Annotated in this window: 11 protein-coding genes; 5 read left to right on the top strand and 6 right to left on the bottom strand. The window is 61.0% G+C overall.

Annotation, left to right across the window (positions count from 1 at the left end):
- Nucleotides 1–71 precede the first annotated feature (71 nt).
- Nucleotides 72–998: a 1-aminocyclopropane-1-carboxylate deaminase/D-cysteine desulfhydrase gene (locus tag DJ564_RS11815; protein ID WP_109629287.1), complete on the top strand. Its 927-nt coding sequence runs from the start codon at nucleotides 72–74 to the stop codon at nucleotides 996–998.
- A gap of 61 nt (nucleotides 999–1059) precedes the next feature.
- Here DJ564_RS11815 and DJ564_RS11820 read toward each other — a convergent pair whose 3' ends face one another.
- The 3 genes from DJ564_RS11820 to DJ564_RS11835 form a co-directional block, all read right to left on the bottom strand.
- Nucleotides 1060–1608 (bottom strand): cytochrome b, encoded by a 549-nt coding sequence (locus DJ564_RS11820; protein WP_109629289.1) that lies wholly within the window; start codon nucleotides 1606–1608, stop codon nucleotides 1060–1062.
- Nucleotides 1609–1795: 187 nt separating this feature from the next.
- The gene (gene phnX / locus DJ564_RS11825; RefSeq protein WP_109629290.1) at nucleotides 1796–2623 is read right to left on the bottom strand and encodes a phosphonoacetaldehyde hydrolase; all 828 of its coding nucleotides are present in this window, start codon (nucleotides 2621–2623) and stop codon (nucleotides 1796–1798) included.
- Between the two features lie 147 nt (nucleotides 2624–2770).
- Nucleotides 2771–3880, bottom strand: coding sequence for a 2-aminoethylphosphonate--pyruvate transaminase (locus DJ564_RS11835; protein ID WP_109629292.1), 1110 nt, complete (start codon nucleotides 3878–3880; stop codon nucleotides 2771–2773).
- Between the two features lie 115 nt (nucleotides 3881–3995).
- Here DJ564_RS11835 and DJ564_RS11840 point away from each other — a divergent pair, with 115 nt between their 5' ends.
- Entirely contained in the window at nucleotides 3996–4859 is an 864-nt protein-coding gene (locus DJ564_RS11840; RefSeq protein ID WP_109629294.1) for a LysR substrate-binding domain-containing protein, read from the top strand.
- A 120-nt stretch (nucleotides 4860–4979) separates the two neighbouring features.
- Here DJ564_RS11840 and DJ564_RS11845 read toward each other — a convergent pair whose 3' ends face one another.
- The gene (locus DJ564_RS11845) at nucleotides 4980–5852 is read right to left on the bottom strand and encodes a LysR family transcriptional regulator (protein WP_109629296.1); all 873 of its coding nucleotides are present in this window, start codon (nucleotides 5850–5852) and stop codon (nucleotides 4980–4982) included.
- Nucleotides 5853–6120: 268 nt separating this feature from the next.
- Here DJ564_RS11845 and DJ564_RS11850 point away from each other — a divergent pair, with 268 nt between their 5' ends.
- Together DJ564_RS11850 and DJ564_RS11855 are read left to right on the top strand one after the other, a co-directional pair.
- On the top strand, nucleotides 6121–7446 hold the full coding sequence (locus DJ564_RS11850) for an MFS transporter (protein ID WP_109629298.1): 1326 nt from the start codon (nucleotides 6121–6123) through the stop codon (nucleotides 7444–7446).
- A 10-nt stretch (nucleotides 7447–7456) separates the two neighbouring features.
- Complete coding sequence (locus tag DJ564_RS11855) at nucleotides 7457–8848, top strand: FAD-dependent oxidoreductase (RefSeq protein ID WP_109629300.1); 1392 nt, start codon at nucleotides 7457–7459, stop codon at nucleotides 8846–8848.
- On the opposite strand, the gene DJ564_RS11860 is transcribed toward DJ564_RS11855, so the two are convergent.
- A complete protein-coding gene (locus DJ564_RS11860; protein WP_109636005.1) occupies nucleotides 8849–10177 on the bottom strand; it encodes a type VI secretion system Vgr family protein in 1329 nt (442 codons plus the stop codon).
- Nucleotides 10178–10410: 233 nt separating this feature from the next.
- Between DJ564_RS11860 and DJ564_RS11865 the strand changes: the two genes are divergently transcribed.
- Nucleotides 10411–11118, top strand: coding sequence for a YebC/PmpR family DNA-binding transcriptional regulator (locus tag DJ564_RS11865; RefSeq protein WP_109629301.1), 708 nt, complete (start codon nucleotides 10411–10413; stop codon nucleotides 11116–11118).
- A 136-nt stretch (nucleotides 11119–11254) separates the two neighbouring features.
- On the opposite strand, the gene DJ564_RS11870 is transcribed toward DJ564_RS11865, so the two are convergent.
- On the bottom strand, nucleotides 11255–12571 hold the full coding sequence (locus tag DJ564_RS11870) for a leucine-rich repeat-containing protein kinase family protein (RefSeq protein ID WP_109629303.1): 1317 nt from the start codon (nucleotides 12569–12571) through the stop codon (nucleotides 11255–11257).
- Between the last annotated feature and the right edge of the window lie 139 nt (nucleotides 12572–12710).

Here is a 12710-nt window from a genome sequence, read left to right on the forward strand (position 1 = left end):
CGAGCGGGAGCAAGCTCCCTCGCCACACATTGGCTGCTAAGATGCCGGTTCTTCAAACAGAGCCGGCATCAATGTTTCTCCCCTCAAACGACTGGCTCCCCCAAGCCCCACTCCAACCCCTGCACCTCGACTGGCTCACCACAGCCAACATCGAAGTCGCCATCCTGCGCCTCGACCAGATCGACCCGCTGATCAGCGGCAACAAGTGGTTCAAGCTCATCGAGCATCTCAAAGCCGCTGACCAGATCGGCGCCCAAGGCATCATCAGCCTCGGCGGTGCGCATTCAAATCATCTGCATGCACTGGCCGCCGCCGGCAAACGCTTCGGTTTCAAAACGGTCGGCCTGCTGCGCGGTCATCCGCAGGAAACGCCGACGGTGAAGGACTTGCAGGCGTTCGGCATGCAGTTGCACTGGCTGGGTTATGGCGGCTATCGCGCGCGGCACGAGGCGGATTTCTGGCTGCCATGGCAGGCGCAATATCCCGACCTGCACCCGGTGCCTGAAGGTGGCGGTGGTCTGCGTGGGGCGCGTGGCTGCATGCAGTTGAAGGCGATGGTCCTTGAGCAACTGGGCAATTTGGGCTGGAGCGATTACGACGGTTGGTGGCTGGCCTGCGGAACTGGCACGACCCTGGCCGGCCTGGCGCTGGCCGAGGCGGGCGAACATCCGGTGTATGGCGCGCTCGCCGTGCCCGACGATCATGGTGTGGCACAGCAGGTTGAATCAATTGTCCGAGAGGCCGGTTTGCAGGAACCGGCTTATGAGCTGTTCGATGCCAGCCGTGGCGGCTTTGCCAAAGTCGATCCGTTGTTACTCGACTTCATCGACCAGACCGAGCAGGTCACGGGTATTTCGTTTGAACCGCTGTACACCGGCAAGGCGTTGCTGATGCTCAAGCAGCACGTCGAGGCTGGAAAATTTGAAAAGGGCACGCGCCTGATCTTCATCCACACTGGCGGTTTGCAGGGCCGTCGGGGGTTCAGTTCAACACTGTAAAAGACACCGAATGCTTTTGTGGCGAGGGAGCAAGCTCCCTCGCCACAAGGTTGGTTACCGCTCACCCGCGCTTGGGCATCATCCGCAGCAGCGTGTTATCGCGCACCACATAATGGTGATAAATCCCCGCCGCCGCGTGCAGGCCGATCAGCCAGTAACCAATGGTGCCACCGAGCTCATGCCAGCCCTCGATTTGCTTGGCCAGTACTTTGTCCTCCGAGATCAGCAACGGCAAATCAAAGCCGTAAAACATCACCTGATGCCCCTTGGCACTGGTCACCAGCCAACCGAGGATCGGCATCGCGATCATGAATATGTACAACGCCCAGTGCATCAACCTGGCGAGCACCGTCTGCCACCGGGGCGAGGCCGGGAAGATTTGAGGCGCGGGGCCCAGGCTGCGGGCGAACAGCCGCAGCCAAACCAATACGAACACCGTCAAACCGAGCATGAAGTGCGATTCGGTGATCAGCGTCCGGCCACCGCTGCCTTTGGGGAAGAACCCGCGAAGCTCGATACAGGCGTAAACCAGCGCCAGCAGAACCAGCATCAACCAATGCAGCGTGATCGACACGGTGCTGTAGCGTGAGTCGGAGTTCTTCCACGGCATACGGTGTTCCTCACAGGGTGGTCTAAAGCGCACCGTTCTTGTTCGACGATGTTCTTTAACTGTAATCCCCTTTGATGGATTTGCCTGTGGCAATTGCAGCGTTCAATGCTCTGGCTCAAGTCTTCGCATAAAAAAAGCGCCAGTTCCGAAACGGAGCTGGCGCTTTTTTGTGGAGCAAGAAACGTTATCAGCTGCTTTGCGGCATCTCACCCTTGGCCAGACGCTTGTTGATGTCGACGATCACTTGCGGCAAGTCGGTGATGGTGTCGATCATGTAGTGCGGCCGCGAACCTTCGAACATGGCGTGGATGCGTTTGCGTTCACTCTCGAGTTGGTCGCTGCCCAAGGCGCGGAAGCCTTCGTAATCCAGACCCAGCGCGTTACCCGAGCAGATCAGCGCCACGGTCCACATGCCGGCGCGACGGCCTTCGAGAATGCCTGGCACGGTGTCATCGATCTTCACGCAAGCCGCGACGTCGTCGATGCCCAGCGCAATCACGTTGGCCAGTGCCTGAGCAGGCCATGGGCGGCCGTTCGGCACTTCATCGGTGGCGACCACGTGATCGGCCACGTAACCGTTGGTGGCGGCCAGTTCGACCACCTTGTCCATGACCTGTTTCGGGTAGCCGGAGCAGGAACCGATCTTGATCCCTTGCTGACGCAGGTTGGCGATGGTATCGAGTGCACCCGGAATCAGCGCCGAGTGCTCTGCGATTTTCTCGATCTGCAGCGGCATGAAACGTTTGTAGATGGCGGTGACGTCATCGTCGGTCGGCGTGCGGCCGAACACGGCACGATAGCGCTCGGCGACTTCCGGCTGATCGCACAGGGTGCGGATGTGGTCCCACTTGCCCATGCCCATCGGCCCGCGGGCTTCTTCGATGGAGACCTGGACGTCGAACTCGGCGAAGGCTTCGACAAAAATCTGCGTCGGCGCGAAAGAGCCGAAGTCGACCACGGTGCCGGCCCAGTCGAGGATGGCGGCCTGGAGTTTGGTTGGGTTTGCGTAGTTCATGGTGATCAGATTCCTGTAATGGCTGGCTAGTCGGTTCTTTGTGGGAGCGGGCTTGCTCGCGAAGGCGGTGTGTCAGTCGACATCAATGTTGAATGTCAGGCCTCTTTCGCGAGCAAGCCCGCTCCCACAGGGGAAATGCGGTGTGGTTCAGATTTCGAGGACTTCCATCTCGCGCAGCACTTCGGCGACCGCCGCCACGGCCGCGTGCATCTCGGCCTGGTTGACGTGTCCGATGCAGCCGACGCGGAAGGTTTCGACCTGGGTCAATTTGCCGGGGTAGAGGATGAAACCCTTGGCCTTGACGCGTTCGTAGAATTCCTTGAACTGGTAGCGCGGGTCTTTCGGCGCGTGGAACGTGACGATGATCGGCGCCTGGATCTCAGCGGGCAGGAAGCTGCGCAAGCCGAGTTTGGCCATGTCATCGAGCAGCACCTGGCAATTGTTGGCGTAGCGCTGATGCCGCGCCGGCAAACCGCCTTCTTCGTTGTATTGCAGCAGGGCTTCGTGCAGCGCGGCGACCACGTGGGTCGGCGGTGTGAAGCGCCATTGGCCGGTCTTGGCCATGTAGGTGTGCTGGTCGTACAAATCCATCGCCAGGGAGTGAGAGTTGCCGGCCGCGTTGGCCAGCGCGTCTTTGCGGGCGAAGACAAAACCCATGCCCGGCACGCCTTCCAGGCATTTGCCCGAGGCGGCGATCATCGCGTCGAAGGGCACCTGTTGTGCGTCGACCGGCAAGGCGCCGAAGGAGCTCATGGCATCGATGATCAGGCGTTTGCCGTGTTGCGCGATGACGTGGGCGATTTCCGGCAGCGGGTTGAGGATGCCGGTGCTGGTTTCGCAGTGAATCAGCGCGACGTGGGTGATGCTGGCGTCGGCGTGCAGCAGACGGTCGACGTCGGCGGCGGTGGTCGGTTCGTCTTCGGCGGTTTCGAAGGTGCTGAACGGGCGACCAAGTACTTCGCAGATTTTTGCCAGGCGTTTGCCGTAGGCGCCGTTGATCAGCACCAGCACTTTGCCGTCGCGGGGTACCAGGGTGCCGATTGCCGCCTCGACGGCAAAGGTGCCGCTGCCTTGCAGGGGCACGCAGTGGTGGCTGTTGCCGCCGTTGATGATTGCCAGCAATTGTTCGCACAGGCTGGCGGTCAGTTGATTGAAGCGATCATCCCATGAACCCCAGTCGACCATCATCGCCTGACGGGTGCGGGCCGATGTGGTCAGTGGGCCGGGGGTGAGCAGGATTGGCTCGGCAGTGCTCATTCTTGTGTCCTCGCAAAAGCTCTCTGTGGGATGAAGCTACGGGACATAAATTGCAATTTCGGGTGCTATCAATCAAATTGTTTGTTGTTATGCCAGCCATCAGTGAGAGTTATCCATGAACCTGTTCCAGCTTCGAGCGTTCGACGCCGTGGCCCGCGAAGGCAGCTTCACCCGCGCGGCCGAGCGGCTGTTCATCAGCCAACCGGCGGTCACCGGGCACATCAAGGCTCTGGAAGAGCATTACCAGATCACCTTGTTGCGCCGCACTGCGCGACGCGTGGAGCTGACGGAAGAGGGCACCAAACTGGCGGCGATCACTCGGGCGATGTTCGGCCTGGCCGAAGAAGCGCAAGTGCTGCTGGAGGCGAATCGGCAGTTGCTGACCGGGCGTCTGGAGGTCGCAGCGGACGGGCCGCACATGGTGATGCCGATGCTGGCCAGTCTGCGTGCGCGCTATCCGGGGATTACTGTGAACCTGCGCTTGGGCAATGCTCAGGAAACCTTGTCGGCGTTGTTGTCCGAGCACGCCGACGTGGCGGTGTTGACTGAAGTCGAGCCGCGCAAAGGCCTGCATCTGCAAGCGTTGAGCGAATCACGGATTTGCGCGCTGGTGCCTGACAGTCATCCCTGGGCCAAGGCGTCCAAGGGCGTGAAGCTCAAGGAGCTGGATCAGGTGATCATGGTGTTGCGCGAGCCGAGCTCGATTACCCGACGGACATTCGATGAGGCTTGCGCGATGGCGTCGGTCAATCCTCGGGTGCTGTTAGAACTGGACAGCCGCGAGGCGGTGACCGAGGCCGTTGCGGCCGAGTTGGGGGTTGGCGTGGTGTCGTCGGTGGAGGTCAGCCACGACCCGCGGGTGGTGGCGGTGCCGATTCAGGGTGAAGGGTTGGTTAACCGGCACATGATCGGGTGCATGGAACGGCGGCGGGATTTGCGTTTGATTCGGGCGTTTTTTGAGTTGGCGCCTACCCGATAGACCGAGGCGCGGCCTTCGCGGGCAAGCCACGCTCCCACAGGGTTTTATGCTGGCCGCAGATCTTGTATACGACGCATAACCTGTGGGAGCGTGGCTTGGCCGCGAAGCGGCCAGACCTGCCTACACCAGACTCTCGCGCACCATCTCCAGAAACGTCGCCACCACCCGCCGCGAACTCTGCTCGCGCAAGCACACCAGCGTCTCTGTCAGGCGCCGTGTGCAATCGGTGATCGGCAACGCACACACCCGCGAATCCGCGCCAAACTCGGCGGCCGACACCACGCCAACCCCAATCCCCACGACCACCGCCTCACGCGCGGCTTCCCGACCTTCCACCTGGATCGCCGGGCGGATGGAAAACCCGGCCTGGGCCATTTCCTCTTCCAGTGTCTGGCGCGTCACCGAACCGATTTCCCGCAGTACCAGTGGTGTGTCGTGCAAATCCGCCAGGCAAATCGATTCGCGATCTGCCCACGGATGATTGCGTGAGACGAAAGCGACCATCGGGTCATTGCGCAGCGGCAGCGAGATCAGCCGCTCGTCACTCACCTCCCGACCCAGCAACGCCAGGTCGGCCTGATAGTTGAACAGGCGAAACAGCGATTCGTCGGTGTTGCCGGTTTCGATTTTCACGCTGATGCCGGGGTAGCGCTCACAGAACCGCGCAATCTGCGGCAACACATGCACCGGCGCATCCACGGCGAGAATCAGGGTGCCGGTTTGCAAGGCCCTGGAGTCGTGCAAGAGCTCCTGCGCCTCGGCCTCGATGACGAACAGCCGTTGGGTAATGGTCAACAAGCGCTCGCCCAGATCAGTGAGGCGCACCGAGCGTTTGTTGCGGTGGAACAGCAGCACACCGAAGCGCTCTTCGAGCTTGCGCACTTGGTCGGAGATCGCCGGTTGCGTGAGAAAAAGCCGCTCGGCGGCTTTGGTAAAGCTTCCGTGGACGGCCACGGCGTGGAAGGCTTTGAGCTGGGCGTGGGAAACCGACATCGGAACCTCCAGTAACAAGCTGAGCTTATATTGGAAATACGATAAATCGATTTCACTTATTAATCAGTAATTGTTTTTATCGACCTCAGCCCCGGTGACTGGTCAGTCGAACAGCATCGGCGGCCATGAGCCTGTGCGTGCAATTGCAGGCCTCATCTGACCGGTATCGCCAAAGGGAAGCCGCGGTATCGAAGTGCTCAACAATAAAAAAACAGGCGTTATTTCTCAATTTCTGCCGGCACACTCACACCCTGAGGTCAGAACCACAATGAACAAGCACATCGGCACTATCAAGCGTTGGCGCGTGCAGATCTTCGCGATCACCTGGCTCGCTTACGCCGCTTTCTACTTCACCCGCAAAGCTTTTTCCGTGGCAAAACTGGGGATCGCCGAAGACCCCACCTTCATGCTCGACAAAATGGCCATGGCCAACCTCGACGCCATCTACCTGACGGCTTACGCCATCGGGCAATTCACCTGGGGCATCCTGGCCGATCGCTTTGGCCCAAGGGTCGTAGTGTTTGGCGGGTTGCTGATTTCAGCGGCAGCAGCCTTGGTGATGGGCAGTTTTGCGACGTTACCAATCTTCGCCACCTGCATGTTGATTCAAGGGTTTGCTCAGTCCACCGGCTGGTCCGGGCTGTGCAAGAACCTCGGTAGCTTCTTTCCCTCTGAACAGCGCGGGCGGGTGCTGGGGTTGTGGAGTTCCTGCTACGCCTTTGGCGGGTTGGTGGCTTCGCCGTTTGCAGGCTGGTGGGCGTATACGCTGATCGGCACCTGGCATGCGGCGTTCTTTTCCAGTGCGGCGGTGGTTGGGCTGGTCGCCGTGCTGTTTTTTATTTTTCAACGCAACAAACCGGAAGACGTTGGCTTGCCGGCGGTGGAACCGGAGCCGCAACTGACGGCGCAAGAGGCCGACGCGCAAAGCAAGATCAGCATGCTGGAACCGTTAAAAGAAATTCTGCGCAACCGCACCGTGCTGGTTCTGGGCCTCGCGTACTTTCTGCTGAAACCGGCGCGCTACGCGATTCTGCTCTGGGGGCCGGTGATCGTCTTCGAGCAGATGCCCTCGGTGGGCAAGGTCGGCGCGGCGATCATTCCCACCGCGTTCGAACTGGCCGGGCTGCTGGGGCCGATCCTGCTCGGGCTGGCCTCAGACAAACTGTTCGGCGCCCGACGCATGCCGGCGTGTGTGCTCAGCCTGTTGGCGCTGACCGTGACCTTGACCTTGTTCATGGGCGCCCTGCATACCGGCAGCGTGATGCTGGTGGTGGCGCTGCTGTTCGTCATGGGCCTGACCCTGTACGGACCGGACTCGATGATCAGCGGCGCGGCCGCGATCGATTTCGGCACCGCCAAGGCGGGTGCCACAGCGGCCGGTTTCGTCAACGGTTGCGGCTCCGTCGGGGCGATTCTCGGCGGATTGCTGCCGGGCTACTTCGACTCGGTCACCGTGTTCATCGTCTTCGCCGGCTGCGCGTTGTTCTCCGCCCTGGTGCTGATCCCCCATTGGAACAGCCGTCCGGCTGGCCTGCTGATCAAAAGCGCTTTCGTGCCTAACCAGGCAATGACCGTAAAACCCCTGCGTACCTGAGGAAAAACCGATGAGACCTTTCTGGCTAGAACAGGCGCTGGAGGCTGAGTCCTGCGTGCCGTGTGAACCTTTGGCTCGTAATACCCGGGCTGACGTGTGCATCGTCGGCGGTGGCTACACCGGGTTGTGGACCGCGATCATGCTCAAGGAGCAGAACCCCGAGCTGGATGTGCTGCTGATCGAAGCGGACATCTGCGGAGCCGGCGCCAGCGGGCGAAACGGTGGCTGTGCATTGTCGTGGTCGGCCAAGTATTTCACCCTGGAAAGGTTGTTCGGCGTCGAGGAGGCGGTGCGGCTGGTCAAGGAATCCGAACGCAGCATTTATGCGATCGGCACCTTCTGCGAACAGTACGGCGTGGACGCCGATTACCGCCTCGATGGCACGCTCTACACCGCCACCAACCGCGCGCAATGCGGCTCGACCGATGCGGTTATCGCGGCGCTGGAGCGCAACGGCATCAACTCCTTCACGCAAAGGCCGGTCGCTGACGTGCAACGGATGGCCGGCTCCAGCAAGCACCTGGAAGGCTGGTTTTCCCCGGCGGCGGCAAGTGTGCAGCCGGGCAAACTGGTGCGCGGTTTGCGCCGGGTTGCCTTGCAACTGGGCGTGAGGATTCATGAGAACACGGCGATGACCGGCCTGGAGGAGGGCCGGCCGGCGAGGATTCAAACCCCCAACGCCACCATCCACGCTGACCGGGTGGTGTTGGCCATGAACGCCTGGATGGCCCGCGCGTTCCCGCAATTCGAGCGCAGCGTGGCGATCGTTTCCAGCGACATGCTGATCACCGAACCGCGGCCCGATCTGCTCAACGAAATCGGTTTGACCAGCGGCGTCACGGTGCTCGATTCGCGGATTTTCGTGCACTACTACCACAACACCCCGGACGGTCGGATCATGCTTGGTAAAGGTGGCAATACCTTTGCCTACGGCGGGCGAATGTTGCCGGTGTTCGATCAACCGTCACCCTGTGCCGGTTTGTTGAAACACAGCCTGAGCGAGTTCTTCCCGGCGTTTGCCGAGGTCAAGGTCGATGCCACCTGGAATGGCCCCTCGGACCGTTCGGTGACCGGTTTGCCGTTCTTCGGCCAGATGAGTGCCAGCGGTAACGTGTTTTACGGTTTCGGTTATTCCGGCAGCGGCGTCGGCCCGTGCCATATGGGCGGGCAGATCCTCGCCTCGATGGTTCAGGGGCTGGACAATGCCTGGACTCGCTCGCCCTTGGTCAATGGCCCGTTGGGTTTCTTTCCGCCGGAACCGATTCGTTACCTCGGCTCATTGTTGGTGCGCAACGCCATCCGCCGCAAGGAGCGCGCCGAGGATCACGGACGCCGGCCACGGCATCTGGATGTGCGACTGGCCAAATTCGCGGCGGCTGCGGGCAAGGCTGACAAGGGCTGATCAATCCTGACGGTTGACCAGCCAATCGAGCAGAAGTCGGCCGTCACTGCGGGGCTGGCGAGCGAGTCGAGGCGCGGGCGGGTTGCTCGCCGCGACGCAAAGCACCGGGCGATCCGGGTCGCTGTCGAGAAAACTGATCAGCACCTCGGTGCCCGCGAGCGGCAGCCTCGACGGATCGATCCGACCGTCCGCCGCGGCGAGTGCCACGGGTAGCCAAAGGCCGGTGGATTGATCGTCATCGGCCGGCGCTGTGGGCCACAACCGAACCTCAATGCGCCCCTGTGCATCCAGCACCGCCGGTTGACCGGCAGGGCCCAACACTCGCGCCGGTTGATAGCCCGGAATGCTCGGCCTGGCCTCAGTCAGCGCGGGGCGGAACACCGTTGACCACGCAATGGCTGTGAATTGGTTGCAGTAACGCCGGGTCATGTTGAAGGTGTCCTCGGCGAGAATCGACGGCTGTTGGCCCTGATGCCGGATTTCGGTGAGCAGCCACTGATCGTTGAAGTTCGCGATGGGATGTTCCGATACTTGCACGATGCAGCCACTGCGCAATTCACTGTGGTTACTTTGCCCCTGTATCTGCCGATGTTGGCAGCGCAGGCGTTCGAGTAAGCGACGACTCGATTGCTCACGCTCGAGCTGTTGCGGCGCAGGCGCCACGGTCAGTGGGGGCGAGGCATGACGCTGGAACAACTCACTGATCACCGGCGCGTGGGTGCCTTGAGTTGATTCGTCGTAAAACGGCATCAACAGCGGTTCCTGGGGAAAGCTCAGGCTGTCATCCGCCAGCACCAGCACATGGCCGTCGCGCTGATGTTCGAAGTGATAGTGGATGCCTTCCTCTTCGCAGAGCCGTTGCAGGAAGGCCAGGTCGGTCTCGTCAAACTGAATGCAAAACGGTCGCACCGGATAACGCCCGTTCGGTAGTTCAAGACGGTAGCTGTGTTCGGGAATTGCGTTGTCGACGAGCAACTGGTGCAAGATGTCGGGCACGCCGAGTTGATGAAACACCCGACGGCAAGGGCGATGGTCCAGTTGTTGAAGCCAGGGCACCAGCACCAGGTCGTAGCCGACCCGGTGCGGGCCACGGTATTCGCGACTGGCGGTGTGCAAGATGCCGTGAATGCCGGTTTCATCCCCCAGGCTCAGGAACGCCGGTTGCTGCAGCAACTGCGTAAGGTTCATGGCCGGTGCCAGGCCGATCACTTCGATCTCGAAACGATAGGGCTGATTGAGACGTTCACGGCCACTGAACCGCAACACCTGCAGACTCAATCCACTGTCCAGGAGGGTCAGGGTGTAGGGACTTTCCTTGTCGTTGTGCATCGAACGCGCTTCTGCCATGGGATATGGGCGCAGAGGGTACGAAACCACGGCCCCTTATAGTCACCGCAAATCGACTTTTCAGAATCGCCCTACAAGCACTGGTGAATATGTCGATTGGTCACGCCGGTGGGCCGGGTGGAATTTTTGGTCGATTGCCAACTTTAGGCCGTATAAACTTGGCGCCATGCGTCGGCCAATAGATGTCTCGGCGCCACAGATCAAGAGAGTGAGTAATGGGCGCACAGTGGAAGGTTAAACACAAAGAAGCGGCATCTAACGCCAAGGGCAAGATCTTCGGCAAACTGGTGAAAGAAATCACCATAGCTGCCCGCAACGGTGCCGATACTGCCACCAACGCACACCTGCGCCTGGTGGTCGAGCAGGCCAAGAAAGCCTCGATGCCCAAGGAAACCCTGGATCGCGCGATCAAGAAAGGCGCGGGCCTGTTGGGCGAAACCGTGCAGTACCATCGCGTGACCTACGAAGGTTTCGCCCCGCATCAGGTACCACTGATCGTTGAGTGCGTGACCGACAACATCAACCGCACCGTCGCGGAAATCCGCGTGGCCTTCCGCAAGGGCCAATTGGGCGCGTCCGGTTCGGTGGCGTGGGACTTCAACCATGTGGGCATGATCGAAGCGTCCCCGGACAGCCCTGACGCCGATCCGGAAATGGCCGCGATCGAAGCTGGAGCCCAGGATTTCGAGCCAGGTGAAGAAGAGGGCACCACCCTGTTCCTGACCGAACCTGGTGACCTGGACGCCGTTCAGAAAGCGCTGCCTGAGCAAGGCTTTACCGTGTTGGCGGCCAAGCTGGGTTATCAGCCGAAAAACCCGGTGAGCGGTTTGAGCGACGAGCAGATGGCTGAAGTCGAGGCGTTCCTGGAAGGCCTCGATAACCATGATGATGTGCAGGATATGTTTGTTGGGTTGGCCGGTTAAGCCGAACTGTTTGTGATTCTATTGTGGCGAGGGAGCTTGCTCCCGCTCGGGTGCGCAGCAGCCGTCGTTTTTGGGACGGCTCCGCCGTCCAGCGGGAGCAAGCTCCCTCGCCACAGGTTTTGTATTTGCCTTCAGCTCAGTGGGAGGCAGCTAACTCCAGTCCTATCTCCCTGAACCCCGGCCGCGCCAACACCTGCGCCTGACAGCAACGCCGTTGCAATTCCTCCAGCTGAACACGCCCGTCATCACTCAACCCCGAATCGATCCGCGCCAGCAATTCCCCCAGCAACACCCCAAATGCCCGCACTTCAATGCGTTGCAGCGCACGGCTTTCAAGGCTGTCGGATGTCGCATGGAACGACGCCGCGCCAAAGTCCCCCAGCAAGCAATCCCCGTGCTCGTTCCACAAGATATTGTGGCCATAGAGATCGCCGTGGGTGATGCCTTGGCGGTGCAAATGCTCCGCCACCGAGGCGATGCCACGGGCTATGCGCAGCGCCACCTCAGCACTGAAACGGGTGTCATCGGCATAGACGTCACGGGTGCAGGACGCCAGGCTCGGCAGCCCGGCGAGATTGCGATAACTCGGATCAATCAGTTGCATCACCAGCCCGGCCTGCTGTTCGGGATGCCCGACGATGCGGCCTTCGACCCGGATCAGATTGGGGTGAATGCCGGCGGTGATGCAGGCGTTCATTTCGTGCAGCGGTGAACCATCGCTGGTCATTTCGCCTTTGTAGAGTTTGACCGCGACTTGAGTGGCCGGTTGGCCCGGTCGTCCCCACGTGGCCCGATGAATCACCCCCGAAGCGCCTTCGCCCAATTGTTGCTCCAGGCGCAGCCCGGACCACGGGATGCTCGCCGTGGCATTGAGGGCCGCCGCATCGGCTTCGGTTTCCAGGGGATTACCGGCGTAGGCCAGCCAGGTCAGGCTCGGCAGGGTCAGCAGCCACTCGGGCAGCTCGGTCAGCTGATTGGCAGCGATGCGGATCAGTTCAAGTCGATGGCATTGGCTCAGGCTTTCGGGCAGGCGCTGCAAGCGGTTGCCGGCAAGCATGAGTTTTTGCAGGTGTGGGCGATGACCCAACTCGGCGGGCAGTTCACGCAGGCGGTTATCGGTCAGGATCAGCCAGCGCAACAGCGGCGGCAGTGCAGCGGCGGGGACCATTTCGATGGCATTGGCCTTGAAGCCGATCATCGTCAGCGCGGCGCATTGGCCGAGGCACGCGGGCAGTTCGGTGAACCGGTTGTCCGAGCAAAACAGCACGCGCAAACGGGTCAGGCGATGCAGGTCATCCGGCAGGCAGCTCAAGGCGTTGCCGCTGAGGTTGAGCACTTCCAGTGAGTCCGCCAGATCGAAGATTTCGCGTGGAAATTCGGTCAGGCCGCAAGCCAGGTCCAGACGGGTGATGCCTGTCAGTTGACCGGCGCGCAGTTGGGCGAGGGTATCCATGGGCGGGTTCGCTTTTGATCGAGGGAGGGCGCGGGGGCCTGGAAATGGGCGACATGATAGCGGCAAAGGCAGGTTGCCTGTGAGGCCGCCTTCGCGAGCAAGCCCGCTCCCACATGAGTCCGAGTCCACCCAGGCAACT

The sequence above is a fragment of the Pseudomonas sp. 31-12 genome (assembly GCF_003151075.1).
In the GTDB taxonomy this organism is placed as follows: Bacteria; Pseudomonadota; Gammaproteobacteria; order Pseudomonadales; family Pseudomonadaceae; genus Aquipseudomonas.

Bases quoted from the DNA above. Each gene is read 5' to 3' on its own strand.
- DJ564_RS11815 (WP_109629287.1), top strand. From the start codon at position 72: ATGTTTCTCCCCTCAAACGACTGGCTCCCCCAAGCCCCACTCCAACCC.
- DJ564_RS11820 (WP_109629289.1), bottom strand. From the start codon at position 1,608: ATGCCGTGGAAGAACTCCGACTCACGCTACAGCACCGTGTCGATCACG.
- phnX (WP_109629290.1), bottom strand. From the start codon at position 2,623: ATGAACTACGCAAACCCAACCAAACTCCAGGCCGCCATCCTCGACTGG.
- DJ564_RS11835 (WP_109629292.1), bottom strand. From the start codon at position 3,880: ATGAGCACTGCCGAGCCAATCCTGCTCACCCCCGGCCCACTGACCACA.
- DJ564_RS11840 (WP_109629294.1), top strand. From the start codon at position 3,996: ATGAACCTGTTCCAGCTTCGAGCGTTCGACGCCGTGGCCCGCGAAGGC.
- DJ564_RS11845 (WP_109629296.1), bottom strand. From the start codon at position 5,852: ATGTCGGTTTCCCACGCCCAGCTCAAAGCCTTCCACGCCGTGGCCGTC.
- DJ564_RS11850 (WP_109629298.1), top strand. From the start codon at position 6,121: ATGAACAAGCACATCGGCACTATCAAGCGTTGGCGCGTGCAGATCTTC.
- DJ564_RS11855 (WP_109629300.1), top strand. From the start codon at position 7,457: ATGAGACCTTTCTGGCTAGAACAGGCGCTGGAGGCTGAGTCCTGCGTG.
- DJ564_RS11860 (WP_109636005.1), bottom strand. From the start codon at position 10,177: ATGCACAACGACAAGGAAAGTCCCTACACCCTGACCCTCCTGGACAGT.
- DJ564_RS11865 (WP_109629301.1), top strand. From the start codon at position 10,411: ATGGGCGCACAGTGGAAGGTTAAACACAAAGAAGCGGCATCTAACGCC.
- DJ564_RS11870 (WP_109629303.1), bottom strand. From the start codon at position 12,571: ATGGATACCCTCGCCCAACTGCGCGCCGGTCAACTGACAGGCATCACC.